This is a genomic window from Delftia sp. WSY_12, assembly GCF_043104645.1.
Taxonomy (GTDB): Bacteria; Pseudomonadota; Gammaproteobacteria; order Burkholderiales; family Burkholderiaceae_C; genus Comamonas; species Comamonas tsuruhatensis.
Genome location: NZ_JBICKW010000003.1, coordinates 85,995 through 109,934 on the forward strand (window position 1 = coordinate 85,995; position 23,940 = coordinate 109,934).

The 23,940-nt window shown below is 61.7% G+C and carries 21 protein-coding genes; 1 reads left to right on the forward strand and 20 read right to left on the reverse strand.

The genetic code is table 11. From position 1 onward, the window contains the following. Nucleotides 1-40: 40 nt before the first annotated feature. The 3 genes from argB to ACF8LI_RS00685 all read right to left on the reverse strand — a co-directional run bounded on the left by argB (nt 41) and on the right by ACF8LI_RS00685 (nt 2,923). Complete coding sequence (argB, locus tag ACF8LI_RS00675; RefSeq protein ID WP_012203251.1) at nt 41-931, reverse strand: acetylglutamate kinase; 891 nt, start codon at nt 929-931, stop codon at nt 41-43. Nucleotides 932-1,040: 109 nt separating this feature from the next. Next, the gene (locus tag ACF8LI_RS00680) at nt 1,041-2,144 is read right to left on the reverse strand and encodes a glycosyltransferase family 4 protein (protein ID WP_126311348.1); all 1,104 of its coding nucleotides are present in this window, start codon (nt 2,142-2,144) and stop codon (nt 1,041-1,043) included. Nucleotides 2,145-2,149: 5 nt separating this feature from the next. Next, on the reverse strand, nt 2,150-2,923 hold the full coding sequence (locus tag ACF8LI_RS00685) for a glycosyltransferase family 2 protein (protein ID WP_392411663.1): 774 nt from the start codon (nt 2,921-2,923) through the stop codon (nt 2,150-2,152). A gap of 348 nt (nt 2,924-3,271) precedes the next feature. Here ACF8LI_RS00685 and ACF8LI_RS00690 point away from each other — a divergent pair, with 348 nt between their 5' ends. After that, complete coding sequence (locus ACF8LI_RS00690) at nt 3,272-7,063, forward strand: methyltransferase domain-containing protein (protein WP_392411665.1); 3,792 nt, start codon at nt 3,272-3,274, stop codon at nt 7,061-7,063. Here ACF8LI_RS00690 and ACF8LI_RS00695 read toward each other — a convergent pair. The 17 genes from ACF8LI_RS00695 to ACF8LI_RS00775 all read right to left on the reverse strand — a co-directional run bounded on the left by ACF8LI_RS00695 (nt 6,986) and on the right by ACF8LI_RS00775 (nt 23,919). Further along, nucleotides 6,986-8,128 (reverse strand): acyltransferase, encoded by a 1,143-nt coding sequence (locus ACF8LI_RS00695; RefSeq protein ID WP_017405932.1) that lies wholly within the window; start codon nt 8,126-8,128, stop codon nt 6,986-6,988. The two genes, ACF8LI_RS00690 and ACF8LI_RS00695, sit on opposite strands and share 78 nt — an antisense overlap. Before the next feature lie 11 nt (nt 8,129-8,139). After that, on the reverse strand, nt 8,140-9,183 hold the full coding sequence (locus ACF8LI_RS00700) for an acyltransferase family protein (RefSeq protein ID WP_392411667.1): 1,044 nt from the start codon (nt 9,181-9,183) through the stop codon (nt 8,140-8,142). A 7-nt stretch (nt 9,184-9,190) separates the two neighbouring features. Continuing rightward, nucleotides 9,191-10,051 carry a bifunctional 2-polyprenyl-6-hydroxyphenol methylase/3-demethylubiquinol 3-O-methyltransferase UbiG gene (locus ACF8LI_RS00705; protein WP_043789924.1) on the reverse strand — a complete coding sequence of 287 codons (861 nt, stop codon included), beginning with the start codon at nt 10,049-10,051 and terminating at the stop codon, nt 9,191-9,193. 42 nt (nt 10,052-10,093) lie between these two features. Next, a complete protein-coding gene (locus ACF8LI_RS00710) occupies nt 10,094-10,990 on the reverse strand; it encodes a class I SAM-dependent methyltransferase (RefSeq protein ID WP_392411669.1) in 897 nt (298 codons plus the stop codon). A 54-nt stretch (nt 10,991-11,044) separates the two neighbouring features. Beyond that, nucleotides 11,045-12,325, reverse strand: coding sequence for an ABC transporter ATP-binding protein (locus ACF8LI_RS00715; protein WP_392411671.1), 1,281 nt, complete (start codon nt 12,323-12,325; stop codon nt 11,045-11,047). Further along, nucleotides 12,322-13,122 carry an ABC transporter permease gene (locus tag ACF8LI_RS00720; RefSeq protein ID WP_198820483.1) on the reverse strand — a complete coding sequence of 267 codons (801 nt, stop codon included), beginning with the start codon at nt 13,120-13,122 and terminating at the stop codon, nt 12,322-12,324. The genes ACF8LI_RS00715 and ACF8LI_RS00720 overlap by 4 nt, the downstream gene beginning before the upstream one ends. Nucleotides 13,123-13,341: 219 nt before the next feature. After that, nucleotides 13,342-14,271: a peptidylprolyl isomerase gene (locus ACF8LI_RS00725; RefSeq protein ID WP_233094563.1), complete on the reverse strand. Its 930-nt coding sequence runs from the start codon at nt 14,269-14,271 to the stop codon at nt 13,342-13,344. A gap of 106 nt (nt 14,272-14,377) precedes the next feature. Continuing rightward, nucleotides 14,378-15,889, reverse strand: coding sequence for a cell surface protein (locus ACF8LI_RS00730; protein WP_198820484.1), 1,512 nt, complete (start codon nt 15,887-15,889; stop codon nt 14,378-14,380). A gap of 284 nt (nt 15,890-16,173) precedes the next feature. Beyond that, complete coding sequence (locus ACF8LI_RS00735; protein WP_392411672.1) at nt 16,174-16,602, reverse strand: hypothetical protein; 429 nt, start codon at nt 16,600-16,602, stop codon at nt 16,174-16,176. A gap of 66 nt (nt 16,603-16,668) precedes the next feature. After that, nucleotides 16,669-19,125: a type II secretion system secretin GspD gene (gene gspD / locus ACF8LI_RS00740; protein ID WP_392411674.1), complete on the reverse strand. Its 2,457-nt coding sequence runs from the start codon at nt 19,123-19,125 to the stop codon at nt 16,669-16,671. 20 nt (nt 19,126-19,145) lie between these two features. Continuing rightward, nucleotides 19,146-19,808 (reverse strand): hypothetical protein, encoded by a 663-nt coding sequence (locus tag ACF8LI_RS00745; RefSeq protein WP_198820487.1) that lies wholly within the window; start codon nt 19,806-19,808, stop codon nt 19,146-19,148. Next, nucleotides 19,805-20,398, reverse strand: coding sequence for a type II secretion system protein GspM (gene gspM, locus ACF8LI_RS00750; RefSeq protein WP_353178769.1), 594 nt, complete (start codon nt 20,396-20,398; stop codon nt 19,805-19,807). The genes ACF8LI_RS00745 and gspM overlap by 4 nt, the downstream gene beginning before the upstream one ends. Continuing rightward, nucleotides 20,395-21,513, reverse strand: a complete 1,119-nt coding sequence (locus ACF8LI_RS00755; RefSeq protein ID WP_392453847.1) for a PilN domain-containing protein — start codon at nt 21,511-21,513, stop codon at nt 20,395-20,397. The genes gspM and ACF8LI_RS00755 overlap by 4 nt, the downstream gene beginning before the upstream one ends. Before the next feature lie 117 nt (nt 21,514-21,630). Then, nucleotides 21,631-22,401, reverse strand: coding sequence for a type II secretion system minor pseudopilin GspK (locus ACF8LI_RS00760; protein WP_392411678.1), 771 nt, complete (start codon nt 22,399-22,401; stop codon nt 21,631-21,633). Beyond that, nucleotides 22,398-23,069, reverse strand: coding sequence for a prepilin-type N-terminal cleavage/methylation domain-containing protein (locus ACF8LI_RS00765; RefSeq protein ID WP_052013879.1), 672 nt, complete (start codon nt 23,067-23,069; stop codon nt 22,398-22,400). The genes ACF8LI_RS00760 and ACF8LI_RS00765 overlap by 4 nt, the downstream gene beginning before the upstream one ends. Continuing rightward, the gene (locus ACF8LI_RS00770; protein ID WP_043789915.1) at nt 23,069-23,473 is read right to left on the reverse strand and encodes a type II secretion system protein; all 405 of its coding nucleotides are present in this window, start codon (nt 23,471-23,473) and stop codon (nt 23,069-23,071) included. The genes ACF8LI_RS00765 and ACF8LI_RS00770 overlap by 1 nt, the downstream gene beginning before the upstream one ends. Next, the gene (locus ACF8LI_RS00775) at nt 23,473-23,919 is read right to left on the reverse strand and encodes a GspH/FimT family pseudopilin (protein ID WP_252651506.1); all 447 of its coding nucleotides are present in this window, start codon (nt 23,917-23,919) and stop codon (nt 23,473-23,475) included. Before ACF8LI_RS00775 ends, ACF8LI_RS00770 begins: the two co-directional genes overlap by 1 nt. Nucleotides 23,920-23,940 lie beyond the last annotated feature (21 nt).

The window sequence follows — 23,940 nt, forward strand, 5'->3', positions numbered from 1 at the left end:
GCGATGGTAACGCGAACCGCAAAGTCCGCGCCATCGGGCCTCAATGGCTGCGGATCATGGTGCCGTAGGCCTGGTCGGTCAGGATTTCCAGCAGCATGGCATGCGGCACGCGGCCATCGATGATGTGCACGGCGTTGACGCCGGCCTTGGCGGCATCCAGGGCGCCGCTGATCTTGGGCAGCATGCCGCCCGAGATGGTGCCGTCGGCGAACAGGGCGTCGATCTCGCGCGCCGTGAGGTCGGTCAGCAGGCTGCCGGCCTTGTCCAGCACGCCGGGGGTGTTGGTCAGCAGCACCAGCTTTTCGGCCTGCAGCACCGTGGCCAGCTTGCTGGCGACCACGTCGGCGTTGATGTTGTAGCTCTCGTTTTCCTCGCCAAAGCCGATGGGGCTGATCACGGGGATGAAGGCGTCATCCTGCAGCGCGCGCACCACGCTGGGGTCGATGGAGACGATGTCGCCCACCTGGCCCACGTCGTACTCGATGTTCGGATCCTTGTTGTCGACCATCTTGAGCTTGCGTGCGCGGATCAGGCCGCCATCGCGCCCTGTCAGGCCCACGGCCTTGCCACCGGCCTGGTGGATCAGGCCCACGATGTCCTGCTGCACCTCGCCGGCCAGCACCCATTCCACGACTTCCATGGTCTCCGCATCGGTCACGCGCATGCCCTGGATGAACTCGCCCTTCTTGCCCAGGCGGTTCAGGGCCGTCTCGATCTGCGGCCCGCCGCCATGCACCACCACCGGATTCATGCCCACCAACTTCAGCAGCACCACGTCTTCCGCGAAGTCGGCCTGCAGGGCCGGATCGGTCATGGCGTTGCCGCCATACTTGATGACCATGGTCTTGCCGTGGAACTTGCGGATGTAGGGCAGGGCCTGGGCGAGGATTTCGGCCTTGTCGCGGGGGGCAATCGAGAGGATATCGTTCATGGTGCTAGCCCTGGGGCGTGGAAGTAGTCAACAACAAGGCGGGCATTGTGCCGCAACTGCGCGGCAGTGTTGCATGCCCGGATGACGGAACGCCCATGGCGCCCGGCCATCATCCATTGTTCTGCATCCAGCCCGGCAGCTTGAAGCGCACGATGGCCAGATAGGCGATCACATAGCTGACCACGAACAACAGGCAAAAACCCACCAGAACGGGCGTGTTGCTCCAGAACAGCAATGCCGGCACCACGGTCAGCAGCGTGAAGGCCCACAGATAGGGGGAGGTCCGGTTATTGCGGCGAAGCATGCGCCGGGCCAGATCATCGTCGAACACGCCGCGCACGATGCGCCGATAGATGAGCTGGTGGAAATGCAGGGCATCCGCCATGCCCGGCGACATGCCGCGCATCAGCTTGCGGTAGATGGAGAACACCGTCTCCCAGACCGGATAGATCAGCAGCAGCATGGGAAACCATGGAGAGACTGCGGAATTGCGCTGCACCAGGGCGATGCTGGCCAGGGCAATCGCCAGGCCCCAGACATAGGCTCCGCCATCGCCGGCAAACATCATGCCGCGCGGGTAGTTCCAGACCAGAAAGCCGCAGGTGGCGGCGGCCAGCGTCACCAGCATGGCGGCCAGCGTGCGGTCGCCCACCTGCAAGGCCACATGGGCCAGCGCCAGGCAGATGATGGTGGCCACCATGCCCGCCAGCCCGTTGTAGCCGTCGATGATATTGAAGGCATGGGGTAGGCCCGTCAGAGCCAGCACCGCCAGGCCCATGCCCAGCCAGGGCATGGCAGGACCCAGCGCCTGTTCCAGCCAGGGCCAGCCGAGCCGGGGCACGGTGAGGCCGCACAGCAAAACAGCCAGCACGGCGCTCAGCAGGGTCAGCACCAGCCGGTAGCGCACGCTCAGGCGCTGCGAGACATCCTCGATGACGCCGCCGACCACGGCCGGCAGCATGGCAGCCAGGCATACGACGACCCACAGCTGCATGCGCAGCGACGAAGGATCTCCGCGCATGCTCAGCCAGGTGCCGACTCCCCAGGAGACAGCCAGCCCGAGGTACATGGGCACGCCCCCCAGCCGGGGCACCTCGCCCATGTGGAAACGCTGCGGCTTGTCGTATCCGTAGGAGGACGTTGCGGACCGCCGGGCCCAGCGCAGCAGCAGCGCACAGCCGATGAAGGAGACCATGAAGGCCAGTACCGACATCCAGATCACGATGGTTCTCCACGCAGGCTGCGCAGCGAGAGCGCTGCCTGCGGCAGGGCCCTGGCCTTTCGGTAGGCCGGGCGGCTCCACAGCCGCAGCAGGCTGGCCACGTGCCATGCGCCGTGGCGCAGGCTGCGCCGACTCGCCCTCTGGCCCGCATGGACCACAGGCAAACCACCGCGCCTGAGTTCTCCGCCCAGCACCCGCAGGCGAAGGCACAGATCCACATCCTCACAATACATATAGAAACCTTCGTCAAACCCACGCAGTCGCAGCCAGCTGTCCCGGCCCAGCACCAAGCAGGCCGCATTCACCCATTCCACATGCCGCTCCACGCGCCCGCGCAGCTTGCGCCGCAGCAAATTCCACAGCGATGGCAGCTCCCGTTCGAAATCCTGCAGCGCGCCGTCTTCACCGATCTGGGGGGGATAGGCCAGGGCCAGTCCCGGACGGGCCACCAGCGCCAGAAGGTCTTGCAACGGCTCCTCCTGCTCGCTCCAGAACACATCGGGATTGATCACGCAGACAAACGGCTCCCGTGCGCTCGCCAGCGCCCGGTTGTGGTTGCAGCCGAACCCCAGAGGCTGCGCATTGCGCCGGATCTCCAGAGCAAAGGGCCAGCCGGCCACGGGCGCCTGGGGCTCCGCCTCGGGAATGTTGAGCGTCAACACCACACGGGACACCGGAGCAAGGCGCGCCGAAGCCAGGCACTCAAGCAGCCTCTGGATATGAGCGCCATGTCCGTGGCTCACCACCGACACGACCAACGATGAACCCATCAATGCCGCCCTTCAGATCTTCAAATTCCCGCACGGGAATCACGCGCCGCAGAAACGGCGGCACAGAGTATTCCGCCGACGGCCTTCGTCAAGCGTCAGCGGCCATGCCGTAATGCAAAAAAATGCAACAGCCGCGCAATATGTCATTACCCGGCCATGCCATGCAGTCACTGCAGTGGCCGGCATTATGATGCGCGACAATCTGCCGCCCGGACTTCCGGGATTTTTTGCGCCCTGACGTGGGCGCAGCTTGCTGCCCGCTGCGGACTGGCCAAGGCCGTCTGGCGTGAATGAATATGGCCGCGGCACCTGCTCCCAGCGGAGAGATTGCCCGGCACCCCTTTTCCTATGACCACACCCATTCCCGATCCCCACGTCTACCTGCGCACTGTCGATCTGAACGAGCGCACGTCGCTGTCCGTGCTGGCCGGCCATGTCCGGGCCCAGGCGCACATACTGGATCTGGGTTGCGGCAGCGGTGCACTTGGAGCCTTTCTCGCCGAGCACAAGCAATGCGTCTGCGATGGCGTCACCCTGAGCCAGGAAGAAGCCCGCCATGCAGCGCCCTTCTACCGCCATGTCCATATGGCCGACCTGGAGGATTGCGATCTGGACCAGCTCTTCGGCGATGCGCGCTATGACTACATCGTCTGCGCCGACGTGCTGGAGCACCTTCGCCAGCCCGAGCGCATCCTGGCTGCATGCCGCAAGCGGCTGACGCCCGAAGGCCGTCTGCTGATCTCCGTGCCCAATGCAGGCTACAGCGGCCTGGTGGCAGAACTGCTGCATGGCGAATTCCGCTACCGCGAAGAAGGCCTGCTGGACCGCACCCACCTGCGTTTTTTTACGCGGCGCTCGCTGTCGCGCTTTCTGGCCGAGCAAGGCTGGCAGGTGGACGACATCGACACCATCGAACGGGCGCTCCCCGAATCCGAATTCCGCGTCGCCTACGACAGCCTGCCCCCTGCCGTTGCCCGCCACCTGCTGGCCACACCCGATGCACTGGCCTACCAGTTCATCGCCAGTGCCGCCCCGGTGGCCCAGGCACAGGCCATCGAGCCGCCGGTGAACTATCCACAGGCACATGCCCTATTCACGGCACAGCTCTACATGGCACGCGCTGGCCGCTATGACGAAGAAAGCAAGCTCTCCACCACGGGCATCATTGGCCAGGCACGCCAGACACTGCGCTTTGCGCTGCCCGACCACAACACTTCACTGAGCCATCTGCGTCTGGACCTGGCCGACCGGCCGGGCTTCATACACCTGCACCGGCTGGCCTTGCTCGATGCGCAAGGCGCCGTCGTCTGGCAATGGCTGCCCGAGGATTCGGACGCCGCCCTGCTGGGGCAACGCCCTCATCATCAGCTCGTGTGGAATGGACTTCATCCGGCAGGCGCCTTCTCGCTGATGCTGCTTCTGACCGGAGATGACCCCTGGTTCGAACTGCCCATTCCCGCAGAAACCCTGGCTGCACTGCGTGGCGCCTCGCTGGAGATCGAGATGGGATGGCCCATGTCGGCCGACTATCTGGCGCTGGCGGGCGCCGTGCAGCCGCTTGAACGGCAGATCGCGCAGGAGCGCAGCCGGGCCAATGATCTGCAGGATCAGTGGCACACACAGCGCATGCGGCTTGAGCAGCAGCACGCGCAGGATGTCCAGCAACTGGAAGAGCGAAGCGCTGCGATCCATAGGCTGCAGCACCGCAACGCCCTCCTGGAAGACAGCCACCAGTCGCAGAGCAAGGAGCGCGCCATCTGGCAGCAAGAGGCCACCCGCGTGCAGCGGGACTTCGCGCGCCTGGAGCAGCACCTGCGCGATATCGAGAACTCCACCGTCTTCCGGGCCACGCGCCCTCTCGTCCACGCCAAGATGCGCATTGACCGCCTGCTGGGCCGCACGCCCGTGCCTGCCCCTGTCCTCCACACACCCGTGCCCCAGCCGATGCCGCAGCAACCCGTCGATGTGATCGTGCCCGTGTACCGCGGCCTGGACGACACGCGCAACTGCATCGAATCCGTTCTGGCCAGCCCCTGCCGCACGCACTGGCAACTCGTGGTCATCAACGATGCCAGCCCGGAGCCCGAAGTCACGGCCTGGCTGCGCGAGAAGGCTGCGCAGGAGCACCGCATCACTTTGCTGGAGAACGAGGAGAACCTCGGCTTCGTCGGCACCGTCAACCGCGGCATGGCGCTGAACACCGCCCATGACGTGCTGCTGCTCAACAGCGACACCGTGGTTGCCAATGACTGGCTGGACCGCATCCGCCAGGCTGCCTACGGCGATGCACGCATCGCCTCCGTCACGCCGTTTTCCAACAACGCCACCATCTGCAGCTACCCGCGCTTTTGCGAGGGCAACGACCTGCCGCCCGGCATGGACACGGCCGCCATCGACGCACTGTGCGCGCGCACCAACCCCGGCCAGGTGGTGGACGTGCCGACCGGCGTGGGCTTTTGCATGTACATCCGCCGCGACAGCCTGAACGCCGTCGGCCTGTTCGACACCGAGCACTTCGGCAAGGGCTATGGTGAGGAAAACGACTTCTGCCAGCGTGCCGCAGCCGCTGGCTGGCGCAACCTGCATCTGCTGGACACCTTCGTGCTGCACACAGGCGGCGTGAGCTTCGGAGAAAGCAAGAGCCCGCGTGAACGTGCCGCCATGGAAACCCTGCGCCGCCTGCATCCGCGCTACGAAGCCGATGTCATGGCCTTCGTCCAGGCCGACCCTGCGCGCACGGCACGCCTGGCGCTGGATGTGGCACGCCTGCAGGCCGAGGCAGCGCAGCAGCCCGTGGTGCTGGCCGTGCTCCACGATCGGGCGGGCGGCACCGTGCGCCATGTCCGCGAACTGGCGCAGTTCCTGCAAGGCAAGGCACTGTTCCTCATGCTGTCCCCAGCCGCAGGTGGAGTCGTGGTCCTGCGCCGTGCCGAAGAGAAGGAAGCCTTCGAGCTCGCCTTCCGCATCAACGACCAGATGGAGGAGCTGGTGCAGGCCCTGCGCCAGCTGGGCGTGGTGCACGTGCACTACCAGCATCTCCTGGGCCACAGCGAAGCCATCCTGGACCTGCCCGCACGCCTGGGAACGGCCCATGACTTCACGGCCCATGATTTCTACACCTACTGCAAGAATATCTCGCTGACCGGCATCGACAACCGCTACATCGTGCCGCCCCGCGCGGGCGAATGCGGCTGCTGCGAACCAACGGACACAGCCCCCTATGCCGGCACCGTGGCCCAGTGGCGCCACCGCAATGCGCTGCTGCTGAACAACGCGCGCCATGTGCTGGCCCCCAGCCAGGACACAGCCAGCCGGATCGCCGGCTTCGTGCCCGGGGCACGCGTCCAGGCCGTTGCCCACACCGACATGCCGGCACAGTTGCCGACCCCAACGGCACGCACATTGGCCGCCACGGCCCCACTCAAGATCGTCGTGCTGGGAGCCATGAGTGCCATCAAGGGGGCCGACGTGCTTGAAGCCGTGGCTATCGAAGCCGCCAAACGCGGAGCTCCTGTGGAATTCCATCTGCTCGGCTATGGCTACCGCAGCCTGCAGACCCAGCCACGCGCACGCCTGACGGTGCATGGTGGCTACAAGGAAGAGGAATTGCCTGCGCTGCTGGAGTGGCTGCAGCCCGACCTGGCCTGGTTCCCCGCCCAATGGCCGGAGACCTACAGCTACACGCTCAGCGCCTGCCTGGCCGCCGGACTGCCCATCGTCGCGCCCGACATAGGGGCCTTCCCCGAAAGGCTGGCAGGCCGCGACTGGTCCTGGGTCATGCCCTGGGACGCCAGCACCGCCCAATGGCTGGACTTCTTCGCGCAAATACGCGAACGCCACTTCATTGAAGGACAGCTGCCGCAGCAACCGGCCGCAACAGGGAGTGCCGCCGCCCAGCCGGGAGCGGCTTTCTATGGCGACGCTTATCTGGAGGGACTGCAGCCACGTGATCTGGCCTTGCTACAGCCTCTGGATGCGGCTTTCCTGGGCGTACACCGCCTGCAACGTCATGACCATGCTGCAAGATCGGGAGCACTGATCCTGCTGGCCCATCTGCGCTCGCTACCCATCCTGCGCGGCGTGGCCAGGCGCATTCCCGCGCACTGGCAACGACGGGTCAAGAATTGGCTGCAGGCCTAGGCGTGGCCCCGGCAACGCGCGCCATCGCTGCGCCATCCGGATACAGGGCCGCTCCACGCCAAACCATGACATCAAGGCCAGACCCAGTGTCAGGACAAGCGACAACAGCATGCAAATGCCCAGTGACCAGCCCTCGCGCAGACAAATGACTGTCATGGCCTGCTGCACAGGGAAAGCATAGATGTAGACGCCGTAAGACAGATCGGCGCGCCAACGTTGGCTTGCAGCCACGTGGCCTGCATGTGCAAGATAAAAACTTGCACAGGCCACCAATCCCCAGACTGCAACCTGGCGCATCCATGTGCTGGCTGTAAGCAATGCACATGCAGCCAGCATCAGCGCGGCAACGGCCATCCATGCACGATGGCGTATTCCATACGCAGCCATCGTGCTTCCCAGAAAGAAAGGGACACCAAATCCGCAGAAATCCCGCCAGCGAAACATATCGACCAGCGGAGTGTGAATGGCGTCCAGGCCTTGATCCCACCCCCTGAGCCTGGCCACCTGCCACAGGATTGCCAGCACGCCAGCCATCAGGGGATGGATCCAGCGCTTGCCTCTTGCCAACCATGCCAACGTCGCCAGCACAAGGTACATCGCCAGCTCGTACCGCAAAGTCCACAGGGACCCGTTGACCGTATAGGCAAAGGGATTGGATTCGAATACGCCCGGCAGTATCTGAACCGTGGCCTGCCCTGTCATGTTGTTGAGCAGATGACTCCAGGTTTGCGGTGACTGCCAGTACTGCAGCGAATCAAGCGAGGTCATCGCCCAGCCGATGACGAAAACAGAGAAAACCACGGCCATGATGAGGCCGGGAAAAATCCGCATCAGCCGCCTAATCCAGAAAGCCTGCCAGACAGGCTCGCGCATCCAACTCTGGCACACCAGATAGCCGCTCATGAAAAAGAATACATAGACCGCGAGCGACCCCAGGCTGTGGCCAGCAAAGGGCTCGGCAAGACGCAGGCGGTAAAGAAACTCTCCGTGGGCCACAAACACTGCGAGCGCAGCCGTCAAGCGCAGCATGTCAAAGCGGTTTGCCCTCTCTTCAACACTGCGCATGGCACTCCCTTCTAGGTGCGGTACACCAAGCGTTTGAGCCTTAGCATCGGCGACTCGACCAAGTGCCAGGACGCATAGCCAGCAACCAGCGCAAGCAGCCATGCAAGCGCCAGACTGGAGTGGAATGGCAGTTGAGGCCACAGTGCCTGAACCGCCTGCTGGATGGGACAACCCAGCACGTAGACACCATAAGAAGGATCTCCGAGTCGATGCAACCCGGAAAACACCCTAGAACGCATGGAGCCCAAGTGGATAAGCAGAGGCGGCAGCAGCAGCAGGCCGGCTGAGTGCTCCAGCTTCAGGCCAAAGAACAGCAACGCAGCCACAGGTGCCAGGATCAACAGCAAGCTCCGACCATGGGCAGCAAAGACTGGCTGGAACAGCGCGATCAGCGCGCCATAGGCGAAATAGGCCGGGTACTCGAACCAATGGAACATGGCTCCGGCCACATCGGCGTTTCGCTGCGTCAGGAAAAAAAACAAATATCCAGCCACAGCCAAGCTGGCAAGAAACCTTGACCGCAGCATGCCCGATAGGCCTAGTGCAGCGAGCACAACGTAACACGTCAGCTCGATGGGTATGGTCCACAACGGGCCATTCATCAACCCTGGCAGCGGGTTGGAGGAAAACACGCCCGGCATGAAGGCGTAGTCCTTGACCAGCAGCAGATTGCGCCAGTGATCCAGTGTCTGCGGATGACGCCAAAACTCCTTTAACGGCAATGAAGTAAAAGCCGGGCCAAACAGCAGCACGCCAGCCACGACAGCCACCAGCATGCCCGGCCACAAACGCAGCAGACGCTTGACCATGAAGGCCGTGGCACGGGGATCGCGCAGCCAACTCAGCGTGACAAGAAAGCCGCTGATCGTGAAGAAAGTCATCACTGCCACGCCGCCCACCATGTCCGCATGCAGCCACGATGGCGGTATGGTGCCCGTGATATGGAAATGATGGCTGTAAATGACTGCAGATGCAGCGACTATGCGCAGTGCATCAAAGCCATTGGAATATGCAGACCGCACGGGTGAAGAGATCGTGGGGCCCGGCTCCTGCATGGCTGTGTCAGCTCTTGCCCAGCAACAGCAAAATCTCGTTGTTGCGCAGCCACTCCTCAGGGTAGCGCCCCGCCAGCGCCTCGGGAATGGCCATGTCCACCTGGCGCCGCTCCTCGCGCAACACTTCAAAGCCGGCCTGACGAGCAATATCTACGAGCTCGTCTGCCGTCAACCGGTTCAGCGCCTGGTACTCCTTGAAGACAAAGCGCTTGTAGCCATCGACACCGAAATCGGCAAAGCCGAAGTCCACCTCGGCGGCGTCCAGCGGACCCTCATGCTTTTCGATGATGCTCCACAGCTCCTCCTCCGACGCCAGCAAGTGGTGCCAGGGCACATCGTCGTAGCGGCGCAGGTGCGAGCCCCAGGGAGAATGAAACAAGGGCTCGATCTGCAGGAAGAACACGCCCCCCGGGCGCAGGCAGGCATGCAGGTCGGACAGGATCGGCAGCACCTTGTCGCGCTGCACATGCTCGAAGGTGGACCAGCTGAGCAATCCGTCATAGTTCGCATGCCGGCCGGCCAATGGCGAATTCGGCACGATGGTCTCGAAGCTCAGCGCAGCGGGAATGCGCGACATGCCCAACTGCTCGCGTGCAATGCGGGGCAGCTTGGCGTATTCCTGACGGATATCGATGCCATGGATGGAGGTTGCGCCATGGCGCAGCACCAAAGCCAGATCGGTGATGCCATCGCCGCAACCGAAATTCAGCAACCTGGCCTTGGACAAATCCAATGACTGTCCGAGCCAGTCATGGGCCAGATCCGCTGCATAGTTGAAATGCGCACGAAACCACTCATCGGTGATCTTGCCGGCGTCCCATGGCGCCAGGCCCAACAGCCGTTCCTGCAAACGCAGCATCCAACTCATGCAATCGTCCTCTCTATTCTGTCTACAACCCTGTCAACACGCTCACAGCCGCTGAAGCACATAGGCATCCTGGTGGTTCCAGAAATGCACAAGTGATCGATGGCGCAGCGCATCGGTGCCCCAGGTCTCGGCAATACGGTCCAGGACGAATTGCTCGGAAGTGAACGCCGTTCCATACTCATTGGCATCGATGGCATTCGACTCGCTGGACGGGGCAAAGAAAAATCCCTCGTCATCCAGCTTCACGCTGTCGAAATCCGCAGCCTTCATGCCGTGCGTGCTGAAAACCAGCAACCCGCCAGGAGCCACCGCATCGCGCAACACCTGCAGCCAGCGCGTCCAGGTCGAGCGCGGCAGATGGCTGAACAGCGAGAGCACGAACACCAGTTCGTACTGCTGCGGCCAGCGTACCTGCTCCGGCAGGCTGGCCGACGCAAAGCCCTTCACGCCGAAGGTCTGCTGCGAAAAATCCACAGCATCGACCACGATGTCCGAGACCGTGACCCGTTCCGCCCCCAGCGCCTTGACCAGGTGTCGCGTAAAGCGGCCGTGACCACTCGCGAACTCCAGGACGCTGGCTGTGCGCAGCAAAGGCTTGTCCACGGCTTCCAGCAGCAGCATCAGTTCCGACAGCGTGCGCCAACCGTCGGCGAAGTAGTCGCGCAGGGGATTGACGCTGGAAGGGTGGCCACGGAAGAAGCCGAAGATATCGTCCTGCGCAGAAATCCGGCAATCGAGTCCCGTCATGTTGGAAAACGAGCCCACCAGACCATTTGCCTCGATCAGGGAATGCGCCTCCAACAGGCTGTCGTCCATTTCGCGGGCACGAGCCAGGACCTGTGCCGCACCAGCCCGGTCGCCGCTTGCCAGCAATTGCAGGGCTTCATTCAGCAAACGCTGCCCATCGCTGATGGGAGTAGAAGAATTGTCAGATGTCATGGGGTATGGAATAGGGAGACAGCCGAGCCGCTTGCGCGGGCGTGGCGGAGCCGCTCAGCTCCAGTGGTGAGGCAGGCGCACCAGTCCAGGCAGGGGCTTGGGGAAAATAAAGCGCAGGTGCAGGAACTGGAACCATTCGTCATAGACGGCCAGCCCGGTTTCATCGAACAGAAAGGCGCTGATCACATAGTCTCCGCTGTGCAGAGGCAACTCGGGAAAGGTCAGCACAGTCTGCCAGCTTCCGTCTGGCAATTGCCGCGGTGCTGCACCATCCTCATGTGTTGCCAGCGAAGTGATGCCCACGCCCTTGGACTGCTCGATCATGAAGCCGATGTGCGGCCGCTCGTTGCCACGTCCTCTCGCAGTAATGGTCACAACCAGGTCCTGGCTCTGCAGCAACCCTGGCTGGTCACCCACAGGTTCAGCCAGATCCTTGACATCGACGGACAGGATGCAGGCTGTGCCGCTGTCCACGGCAGCGACCGGCGCGGGAGGCGCTTCATCCGCAGCTGGCGCTGACACAGCGGGCTCTCCTTCAGCAGGCAGCATCTCGCCGCACAAAGCCCTTTGCTCGCGCTCCTGGCGCTCGCGGGTATGTGCATCGTAGGCGGCCAGCACTGGCTCGGTCGCACCAAACTGCGCCACATGCCCGCCGCGCAGCCACAGGGCTGCATCGCAAAGATGTCGGATGTGATAAGGGCTATGGGAACAAAACAGGATGGTGCAGCCGCTGTTGCGGAAGGCCATGATGCGCTCAATGCACTTCTTCTGGAAATGCTGGTCGCCTACAGCGAGCGCCTCGTCAATGATCAGCACATCGGGCTGCACGGCCGTCACCAGTGCAAAAGCTAGGCGCACAGCCATCCCCGAAGAGTAGGTCTTGACCGGCCGCTCCAGTGCTTCGCCCAACTCCGCAAAGACTGCGATTTCGGGCTCCAGCTCACGCATGCGCTCAGGGGAGATACCAATCAGGCTGCCACCGAAATACAGATTGTCGCGCCCGCTGAAATCAGGGTGAAATCCCGCTCCCAACTCCAGAATGGCCGTGACCCGACCCACACGCTCTATTTGCCCGCAACTGGGCTGCAACGTGCCAGCCAGCAGCTTGAGCAGCGAGCTCTTGCCTGCGCCGTTGTCGCCAATCACACCAATGCACTGGCCGCGGCGCAATTCGAATGACACATCCCGCAATGCCCAATGGCTTCGGTGCGTGGCAACCCCGGTCAGCAGGGCTTTGAAGCGCGCTCGCGGCGAGGGATAAAGTTTGTATTCCTTACCCAGATTGCGCACACGCAGTACCAGGTCATCAGGCAATTCGACATGCTTGGCGTTCATAGCCAGTCCACCAGTTGATCACGGCTGCGTCGCACCAAGCCATTGAGCAGCACCGCCAAAACCAGAATCCAGAGGCCCAAAGCCGCCCAGACCGCCATTTGAGGCCACAGCCCCTGCAGCAGCACATTCTGGTAGCCAAGAACCAACGCCGTCATGGGATTGGCCCATAGCACCCAGCGCCAGCGCTCAGGGAACAAGGCCAGCGGAAAAAGAATGGGCGAGAGATAGATACCGACAGACAGAAAGAAGGTCACAAGCTGCCCCACATCGCGCAGTGCCGCCGTCAAAATAGCCAGCGCATAAGCCAGCAGGGCGCACAGCAGCAGCTGACCCAGCAACAGGGGGATGAGTGCCACAAGCGACCAGGTCAAGCCGTGCTGGGGCAGATAAGCCAACGCCACCAGCAACAGCAAGGGTCCGAAGATCACACTGCTGGCCAGTACCGCCCGCATGGGAAACAGCACCGGCGGCAAAGGGTTCTTTTGCAGAATGCCACCCGCCTCGACCAGACTGTTCATGCCACGTGCCGTAGCATCGCAAAACGCCATCCACGGCAAGGCGCCCACAACAAGAAACGCGCCCACGGCATGCGTGGGAGCGTTGTCGCCAAGGCGCATCGAAAACACCACGTCGAACACGAGGTAGTAGGCCGCCACGGTCAGCAATGGCTGCAGGTAGGGCCAAAGCACGCCAGCGGCCGTGCCAGCATGGCGAGCTGCCACTTCACGCCGGGTCATCACCCACAACAGGCTGCGGGCCTGCCAGAGCGCGTGGCATTCGCCAAACAAAGAGTACATGCGTCGTATGCAAAAGTGCCGCAGCTTCACCTCGGCAGCAGCACTTCAGTTCATGCCAAACCTGGCATTCTCGCGCATCGGGGCGCAACGCGCCAGCCAATCAAGGAAAAGCTTGCAAATGCTTGCAACAGAAGTCCTGTGCCCGCCGCAGAAGATGCATCAAGCATCCGTGCGGCAGGCTGTATAGGAGCCAAAGCTCTCAGGCCGGACAATCCTCGATCAAGGCTTCGAGGTGTTCCCGGACACAAAGGCTTCTACAGCCGCGTCATTGGTCTTCGCATCCTTGCGAATTTTCTCCGCAGCCACAGATCGTGCATTCTGCGTCGCCGATGCCTGGATTTCCTTGACCAACTCGTCTCGCACTTCCTCAAAGGGCTTGGTGCCCGCAGGGCGAAGTTCCACCAACTGGATAACATGGAAGCCGAACTGCGATTCCACCACGCCACTGAGTTCACCGGGCTGCTTCAACGCAAAAGCCGCCTTCTCGAACTCAGGCACCATGCGGCCTCGTTCGAAGAAGCCCAGGTCGCCACCTCGCGCCCCGCTTCCCTTGTCACTGGAGCGTTCCTTGGCCAAGGTCGCAAAATCGGCGCCACCCTTGAGCTCTTCCAGCAGCTTGTCTGCCGCTGCCCGCGCATCAGCATCCTTGCCGCCAATCAAGATATGCCGGACATGGACACTTTCATCCACTTTGAAACGCTCAGGCTTAGCCAGGTAGAGACTGCGCGCCTGCTTCTCCGCAGATGCGGCATCAGGCCGGTTCTTTTCATCCAACGCCGCCATCCAGGCCTCGGCCAGCGCACGGTCGCGTGCCACCTGCATCGCCGCCTTCACCTTGGGATCACGATCCAGGCCCTGCTCGTGAGCCATCTGCGCCATGCTACGAAAAACAAAGAGGTCGGACGCCATTCTTTGCACATTCGTAGGGCGGACAAGGATGGAGTTACGCACTTCGGGTGGAATGCGCTGGGCATCGGCTTGTATGTCAAACCCAGTGATGGCAAGCCCCTTGCCTTCGACGAGCGCAGCAGACGCGGCGGGCTCGGCCGAAGGCTGAGCGGCCGGCTGAGTTGCTTTTGCACTCTTGTCCGCCGCCTGTACGCCTGAGCCCAACAAAGACACAGCCAGCACCAGGGAAACGGCACTCATACGTTGGATGGAAACAGTCATAAGTCCTATACATCGATAAAAGCAAAAAAGGCGGGAGTTTCCTCCCGCCTTTTCTTGGATCACACTTGCGCGTGAAAGTGCCCGATTACTGAGCGGAACCGCTGTAAGCGTGGGGCCATGTGATGCCGTACGTGCCGGAAGTGCCAGGAGCAGCTTCGGGGTTGGTCAGCTTGATGAACGCAGCGCCCAGCACCGGAGTGGGAGCGGAGAAGTTCACTTGACCCCAGCCGTTCATGTAAGGAGCAGCCACGGACTGGCGAGCAACCGATGCGGCCAGAGCCGAGTTGTCGGTCGAGAAGCCCAGAACGTTCACTTCACCGCACAGCTGCGTCTTGGTGATCTGGCCAGGCGAGAACACTGCGCCGTCTTCTTGGAAACGCTCTTCGCGATCATAGAAGGTTTGGCCCGAAGCTTCCACGCAGATCTGACCAGCAGTGTTGACCGTGGTGTTGCTGGAGCTAGCGGTGAAGATGTTGTCCGACACAGCCGTGTTGAACAGACGGTACGAAGTACCGGCATCGTTACCACCACCGAACGAAGCACCAGGAGCCTTCACGTCCCAACCCAGATTGTTGGAAGCAGCTTGCGCCGTACCAGCAGCATAGTTGGCAGCCACGGAGTAGCGGCGTGTAGGCATCGAGAACACCCAGTCGGTCTTGGCCGAGATGGTGCTATCGGTCGCGTACTGGTTGATCACCGAGGTACGAGCGATTGCATCAGTCAGAGCCTTGGCCTGTGCATCGGCATCAGCCTGAGTAGCAGGAGCTGCAACGGTGTAAGGCGTGGACAGGTCAGGCACGTCATAGTGCTGAGCCGTGATCACGTTGCCAACCATCAGCGGATCCGAAGTCTTCAGAGCTGCGGTACCGGTCTTTTGCGGCGAGAAGACGTTCACAGGAGCGTCACCCGTTGCAACGATAGCAGCCATGGAGCCGGAGAACGTCGTGGTTTGAGCGACGTTCATCACGTACCAAGCACCCGTCAGACCACCAGTAGGAGCGCCGATGTTAGCGTTGTCCGTGCCGGGGGTGTAGTTCAGGGTTGCATTCAGGGCGGTGGAAGTGCAAGGAGCCTTGCCGTCCACGTGCTTGATGGCCTTGTACAGTTCGCTGTCGGTCTTGATGTTGGCCATAGCCAGCACTTCGACGTAACCTTCGCGGGTCTGAGCGGCCTTGTCGGCAGCAGTCCAGTCCTTCTTGGACAGACGGTCAGTCACGAACTTGACGGGCGTGCCAGCAGCGATGCGGGGCAGCGTGCAGGTGTTGTCAGAAGTCACCAGCTGGGCCAGGCCGCTAGCGTCTGCAGTCACTGCAGCAGTCCAGACGTCGCCAGGCGACATGAAGACTTGGAAGTCAAGCACGTCGTCGGAGTTGGAAGCGCCGCGGAAACGCACCTTGACAGCCTTGCCGACGGTGTCGGTGTTGGTCAGGTGGAACACGGACATGTTGCCATTCTGGGCGTTGTAGTAAGGAGCCAGCAGAATGTGGCCCGTGCCGCTCTCGTTCACAGCGAACGTAGGAGCAGCAGCAGCAGCGCCTGCAAAGCCCAGGCCACCAACCATGGCAGCAATGCTCAGGGCCAGAACATTTTTCTTCATAAGAACTATCTCCAGTAAAAAGATAAGGTAGTTGCAACCACCACGATTGATCGCCAGGGAATCGTAGCACAGCCAATCGTGCCCCCATACCGCTTTCTGGAGGCGCCGAAGCGTTGTTTTGAAAAAAAACAACACTTCCCTGGCGAGCACCGGGTCAGGGACGGCGCATTATCACAAACATTGCCTGCTTCGCCTATCCCGCCCGATCTTCCGCAGCGCCGAACGATGCCGACACGCGAAATACTGAACGTCAAGCCACCATCAGACGTGGCTTGCCAGAGCTACTATTGAACGAACAGCCACCACTGTCCATCCTCCTTGATCCACACCTCTCCGATGGAGATCGGGATGCGAGCACCTCGCATCATCGGGGTGGATGTGGTGAAGTCTTTGCGCACCTCGCAGCGTTCCTGCTCGCATGTCACCGATGTGATCTCGCCGCCCTTGAGCGCAGGAATGACGCCATGGTCAAGGCGATACCTTTCCTGATCATTCACGGCACGGTAACCAGGCGACGTGAACGCGTACGCCTTTGGCACGTCGCCGGCCATGCGTGCCTTCCAGAAAGCGTTTGACCGCTGGGTCACGGCTTCTTCAGGCGTCGTGCTGCCCATGGAGGCGCAGCCTGCCAAGACGGCAGCACAGGCCAGGCCGAGGCCCCACGTCAGCCAGTGCGGGCGCGAAGGCACAGCATGCTTTGTCGACTTGCTCATATGTATTTGAACTCCAAAAAAACGTTGGAACAACTTTAAGGCCGAATGTTCCGGCCTATGCGTGCCTTAACGCCGCTCGGGCGTGAGGGGACCGATTTCCACGGAGGCCTTGCCGCCTTCATCAAAAGGAGCAGGCGCTGATGCTGGCGTCTTCAGCATGGGCGTCAGGGAGCGCATCTTCTCCCGCAGATCATCGCTGACCTCACGCACATCGATATCGGTACGCACCACGCGTGGCGTGATGATCACTATCAACTCAGTGCGAGCGCCCGAGTTGTTGGTAGTACCGAACAGATTGCCCACGACCGGCAAGTCATACAGATAGGGAATTCCGGAGCGCCCAGAACTTGAGTTTTCCTGTATCAACCCCCCCATGACAATGGATTCGCCCGAGCGAACAGCCACTCGGCTCGATATCTGGCGCTGCAGGAAAGAGCGTTGGCTGGTCACCTCATCCTTGCTTCCAACATCGGTCACGGATTGGTTGACTGTCATGGTGACCAGATTGCCAGCATTAACCGACGGAGTGACCTGCAGGTTCACACCCGTGTCCTTGTATGCATAGTTGTTGATCGGAGTTCCCGACGTGCCAACCACCGTGGTTCCAGATTGGTAGGGTTGCTGTGTGCCGACAGAGATTGCAGCCTGATGGTTGTCCAGCACCATCAGTGTAGGGCTCGCCACCACCTTGACCTGAGTCTTGCCCGCCAGGGCGGTCAGAACAGCCTTGATGTTTCCCAAAGAGTTTTTGAGCGTGTAGTTGAAGCCTTGACCGAGCTTAATTCCCCCTAACCCTCCACTGTCGGTCAGAGAGGAAGCCCCGGGCGGGGCGTCCGTGCCTCCGGCCCCCAAAAGCCCGCCATTGCCTGTATAGCCCTTGTTGCCCACATCACCACTGAATGCCCATTGCAGGCCATACCGCAGAGTGTCGTTGAGCGTCACTTCCACGATGCTAGCCTCGATCAACACCTGGGTCGGTGGCAGATCAAGCTTCTTCAAAGCAGCCTCGATACGCTCGAACTCCGCAGATGTACCCCAGACCAGCACGGAGTTGTTGAGCTCGTCGGCCATGACGCGGATGCTGCCGATACTGGCCGCCACAGGAGATGCACCTTGCACACCACCAGTCTGGCCCATCGTCCCGGACTGCCCGAAGGCGGTGCTGCCAAAGCGCGTGCCGGAACCGCTGTTGCCGAAACCACTGTTGCCGAAACTACCGCTGCTGCCAAAGCCACTGTTGCCAAAACCGCTGGTATTGCCGAAGCCACTGGTGCTGCCGAAAGTGTTGCTGCTCCCGAACCCGCTTGTCCCCATGGTGGAGGTGCCCAGGCCAGGAGCGACGCCGCTATTGGCCGTGGTGCCACTACCTGTTCCACCAAAAATGCCGGACAACACGCTTGCAAGATGCCTGGCGTTCCCGTTTTGCACGCGATAGATGTTCAGTTGCGGTAGCGCACCGCCCGATCCAGGCTGATCAAGCTTGGCAATCCAGCGGCGTGCCTCATCCAGATACGCAGCGCGCGGCGTGATGACCAGAATGCTGTTGAGCCGTTCGATCGGCATGATGCGCAATGCTCCGAACAAGGGGTTCCCCTCCCCCAGAGCCGCTGCTGCAGGCGCAGCGCCCGCGGCAGCAGGCCTGCCCGCGGATGCGGCCCCTGGCACGGAAGCTCCCGGTTGAGCCGCCGCCCCACCGCCGCCGCTCATCAACTGCAGCGCCGTGCTGACTTCCTGAATGGATACATACTTGAGCGGGAATACCCCGACCGACATGCCTTCCAGCAAGTTCACGTCGAAGGTGCGCACCATTTCCAGCCAGCCTTCGGCCTGGGCACGCGAACCGGACATCACCAGAACGTTGCGCACCGCATCCACGCGCAATATGGCATCGGCCGGCACCATGGGCCGCAGGATGGCGGCCATTTCGTTGGCCCCGATATAGTTCAGAGAAATAACGATGACTCCAAAACCAGGAGCCAGCGCAGTGGACTGGGAAGCCTGCCGCACCGATGCACCCAGGCTCTTGAGCACGTCGGCCCGTCCCACGTGATAGGTGCCCCTGGCATCACGGACCATGGCCAAGCCATTGGCCTGCAAGGCAGTCTCCAACAGATAGAGGGCCTGGTCACCCGGAATGTTCTTCTGCGTGCTAAGAGTCACTGTGCCACCGATGGGCGGATGCAGTACGTAGTCCAAACCAAGGATGTCGCCCAGCACGGTGCGTACGACCTGCGAAAGGGGGGCATCCTCGAAGCTCAGCTTGACCGAGGCTTCTTTCACTGCTGGCACCGGCTTGGCCTCTCCCAGCAGTTTTCCAGTACCTGTCAGGATACGCGGCTCCGCCTTGTCCTCTTTGACAGAGTTGTCCTTGGGAGGAGCTTCCTCGTTGAAAACATAGCTCTGCGAGGCGTCCGCTCCGAAGTGGCTGACGAAATTATTCTTGGCGGGCTGGGCGCATGCCAGCAGCATTTGACAGACTGCCAACGCCATTGCGGTACGGATGGGACGGTTATGCAATTTCATGGTTTCTTGACCAGTCTTTCTCATTTTTTGGCGGGCACACTGGTTCCGCCAAAGACGGCTTGCGGCTCCTCGGGCTTGGCTGAGGTATCGGAGGCGCCCTCAGGCTCCTGGGCCTGAACGGGGACCCGCAGCACGGGTGGCATCCTCATGCCGGCAGGGATGTTAGGTCCTTTGTCCACAGCAGCCTTCACCAGTTGCAACGTACGCGTCTGTCCGTTGCTTTCCAGAACGACATTGCGGCCCTGCAGGCTTTGCAACTTCCAGCCAGCAAAATTCTGGTTGAGCAGCAAACGCCGCTCCTTGCCGTCCAGCGAGAAAATGATTCCGCTGACCTGCCCTTCAAAAATTCCAGTGACGCGGGCCTGTTGCCAGATATCAGGCACTTCTTGTTGCGCTTTTTTCTCTGGAGCTGGCGGTGGCGGAGGTGGTGGTGGTTTGCGGCTGATGGCGAAGAGCGGCCGCTCCTGCATTTCCAGCAATTGCTGGTCGTCGCGCTTGCTCTGGTCTTCAGGTACGTTTGCAGGAGGAACGAGCGCCTTGATGTCCGCCTTCAGGGGCTGCGGCGGTATCCACGCAATGTTTTTCAGTTGCAACTCAGGCGTCAGCCATGCCCAGGTCAGCGCTCCCCCCAGCAACGCCGCAGGCAGAGCCAGTCCCGTGGTCCAAAGAATGCGCTGGTTCACGGCTTGCTCCGCAGAATGCTGAAAGTGAATTGCGCGCTGAGCTTTGGCGCCACCTTGGGATTGTTGCTTTCAAGATTGCCCAGCAGATTTAGCTGCAAGTCATCCAGCCACACGGTGGGGGAGACGTCCCGCAGGGACAGCAAGGCCAGCTGGATTGCAGGCCATCCACCTTCCGCCGTCATGGAAACTGCTATGCGCTCATACGGACCCAGGCTCTGACTCTGGTCTTCCGACTCCGAGGAGGGCCGTACCTGGCTGCTCACCACAGAAAGGCCCGCCTTGTCGAGAAGCGCCCGCAGTCGCTGCTGCACCGCATTGCCCGTTTGCGTGCTGTCTTGCTCTGCTGGATAGATGTGCAGCGCCTTCACGGTCTCTATCTGCTCCAGCGCCTCCTGGATTTCCTGCGCCTGCTCCTGAATACCGGCAAGTCTTGCGTAGCGGGGCTCCAGGGTCTCCACTTGCTCCTGGGCCCATACATGCTTGGAGTAAACCCAGGAGCCCAAGGCGGCCAGCGGCACAATCAGAATCAAGCCGAGTCCTCCCAGCAGCAACCACTGGCGAGGCGTGAGTTTCTGCGAACCGGCGGTCATTGCGCCTCCTTGGGATCCGCATCGCCCTCAACAGACGGTTTTTCCTCTGCAGCCTTGGCCAGCAGGCCCAGCACATTGGGATCAATGTTGGCTTCAAGCACAAAATTCTCCTTGCCCGATCCTGGTGCACGCGTCACCGCCGTGGGCAGACGCACATCCAGGAACCCAGGAGTCTTGGCCAGCAAGGCCACGACATTGGATGCGTTGCTGGTCAGGCCTTGGACCGTCAACTTGGTTCCTCGGAGCACTACGCGCTGGGCCGCTGAATCATCGGGCAGCACCTTGGTCAACACGGCCAGCACCTGCAGATGGTTCAGTTGTTGCTGCAGTCGCTCCTGCAGCTTGCCAAGATTCGCCCCACCTTCGACCAGCGCCTGGCGCTGGGCCATGACCTCGGCCGATGTCTTTGTCAATGCGGCCAACTGCTGACTGGCATCGATGGCCCTCATCCTCAGTTGCAGTGATGGAGTAACAGCCAATGCCACGCCCAATGCCAGCACGATGCCCAGGCCCATCAAGATCCAGTTGCGTCGCTTGGCTTCGCTGCGCAGGCGCGCAGGCTCGCCAAAGCCCGGCAAGACAACCAGTTCCGCGCCGGCAGGAGCCCAGACTTCAGGATGGCCATCTCCAGGCAACCTTGCTGACTGCAGTCGCAGCGCCTGCTCCGCCTGATTTCGCGATGCGATCACCACCTCGACCCGCTGCCGACCCTGAGCTTTCGCCAGAGGATGCTGGACATATGACCAGAGCGTGTCCTGGGGCGCAAATGGCGTCATGGTCTGCACGTCGAGTTCAATGGCGCTGCGCAGGGCTGCCGGTGCCATCGGAGGCAGCGTCAGAGAACGCTGCAACACCTGCTCGGAATCCAGCAGAACTGCGGTATGAGTGACGCGCTCGAGCACATCGCTGGACAAATCGGTCCATTCGATGTGCATACCCTGGGCTCTGGCGCCAGCGATGGTTGCTGCATCGCCAGCCACCTTCACAAGGGTAAAGGGCATGGCTCTGCGCAGCCAGGGCAGGCGCACCAGCTTGTGGAACGCATCGTGCAGCTCCGCAGTCAGTTCGCGCAGATCCAGCCCAAACAGCTTGGCATCGGATGTCATCAGTCCCATAAAACGCCGCATCCGTTGAACAACATTGCTTTCAATTCTTTCTTCCTTCTTGCTCCTGCAGCACCATTGAAACAGGCACCTGGCAGCGCCTACCCCAAGGAAATGCCCAAAGCCTCGCTATATACGACCCACCCAGGACTGCGTGGCCGAAAGCAACGTCCAGGGCAACGAGCCCCGACTGCCACCGCCGATGACATCGGCATCCCGCACCACCATGACCGATCCACCATCGAACACCACCCGTGCGGTCAGACGATAGCGGGGACTGGAAAGACTCTCCTGAAAGGCTGCACCGCCGGCGCCGTCCAGCGCGGCCAAAAGAGCAGCAGGTGCCGCCTTGGGGTTGATGCCAGTGCGCCCATCGGTATCTGCAACGATGAAAGGTCGAATCTGTGCGTAGATGCCATAGGTCACCCCGGGAATCTGCAGCAGATCTTCGGGCGCCTCCCACGCCACGCTATTGACCACCCCTTTTCCTGCCTGGCGGAACTCGACCAAGGCTTGCGCAAGCGCCGCGCCCTGCCCCAAGCCCATGCGTGTGAACAGTGAGCCCAGCAATTCCGGCGAAGCCGCATTGATATTGACCAGGCCACTCCATGGCAGGATTTCGACCTCTATTATCTGTCCCCCCCATGGAACCTGCTCCACCCTACGTTCGCTGAATTCCTGGGGCTTGAGTGCAATCTGCTGCAAAACCTGATAGATGGCTGCTTCTCCCTGGGCTCGTCCGACGGACAAGTTGCGCGTGACACCCACCACCGACGCCTCCTGGCGAACCACTTTTCCCAGACTGGTGGCAAAAATGGAAAGTGCTGCAACAATCCACAGCACAAGCACCAACGCCATGCCCCGGCTTGCGTGCATCTTTCCTGCCAGTTGCCGGCTCATCGGCGACTCCCGCCGAATACGGCGCCACCGCTGCCAGAGCTTCGGTTCGTGGCAGGAGGAGTGTAGAAAGCAATCGCCATCAAGGGCCAGGCACCGCCGGCCGATTGCAACTGAATCTGAACCGCAGAAGGCAGCTCCTTGTCATCAACCCACTGCGGCTGCCATTGCGCAACGCCCGATTTCGCGTTCTGGTAGCTCAGCACGAAGGCCGTGACGGCCCGCTCCAGAACATAGGATTGGCCCTGCCCCCAGTCAGGAGCGACGTCCACCCCCTTCCAGGGAGCGAAGCGCAGCACCAAAGCGTCACCGTCCAAGGCCAACTGGAAATGGGTTCGCCCACCCATGCCAAACCGGGCCGGCATGATTCCCAGCCACTGCATTCCCTTGGGCCCGCCTTCAAAGAAATACTCGCTCTCTCCCTGCTTTCGCATACCGGTCTGCCTCTGGGCAGCGGAAATCTGCCCCAGCACAGAGCGCAAGAACCCGATCGACACCCGCTGATGGTCCATGCGGTCAAGCCGGGCATCCACACGTTCCTGCGTCTGCGAGACTGTTGACATGACCGAGGCCAATCCCAGGGTAAGCATGGACAGCAGCACCATGGCCACGAGAAGCTCTACCAGCGTAAAACCTTGCGCGCGGGCGCGAGGTGCCCTAAACATCCTCATCACCTTGTCACCTCGCCAGGTTGCAGCGGCCGCTGGGGACGAAGTGTCTCGAACACCCAGCTGCGCCCCTCAGAGAGTATGGTGATGCGCAAGGCGTGCAAAGGAGCCGCCGTTTCCGGCAAATCACCTGCCGAAAATGGGGCTGAAATGACCTGCCAGGCATAGGCGCCATCCTGCCCGGAGGCTTGGTTTCCGCCAGGATCGACCATGGGGAAAGCGTCCATCAGCGATTCGGCCAACATGGCCACGCCCTGGGTCTGCTCCAGCTTGGCCACGCCACGCGCAGAACCACCAACGGCGCGATAGATCAAAGCGACCGATATGGCCATGATGGTCAGGGCGACCAGCAGTTCCAGCAGGGTCATACCCCGCACCGCAGCGCGGGAGCCAGAGCGTTGCGGCATCACAGTGTTTCTTTGGTGACCTGGCCGGACAGCCAGTCCACCCGCAAGCGCACGCCACCACCGCTTTCACCCCGTATCAACGAGATGCTGCCACCCGTCGCGCCTCCCTCGGGCAGGAAAACAATGGTCTGACTGCCGTCGGCAAGTGCGGCACCAGCCGCCGTGACAAGCTGCACCTTCAGGCCGTCGGGAACCTTGGCAGAACCCTGCCCGGCAATACCGTATTGCTGGCTCGCCGTGTTGAAGGCGAACGCCACGGGCATGCCCTGCAGCGTCGCCTGCTGGCGCGCCTTGCGCAGCAGGGCCGTCACGTCCTGCACCGTCTGCCGGTAGGCCACGGCATCCCGCAGCTTGCCCATGGCAGGCGGCACGATGCCGATGATCGCGGCAAGGATGCCGAAGACCACCAGCAACTCGATCAGCGTGAAACCATGGGCGCGCTTCAAGACTCATTCCCGGCACGGAGG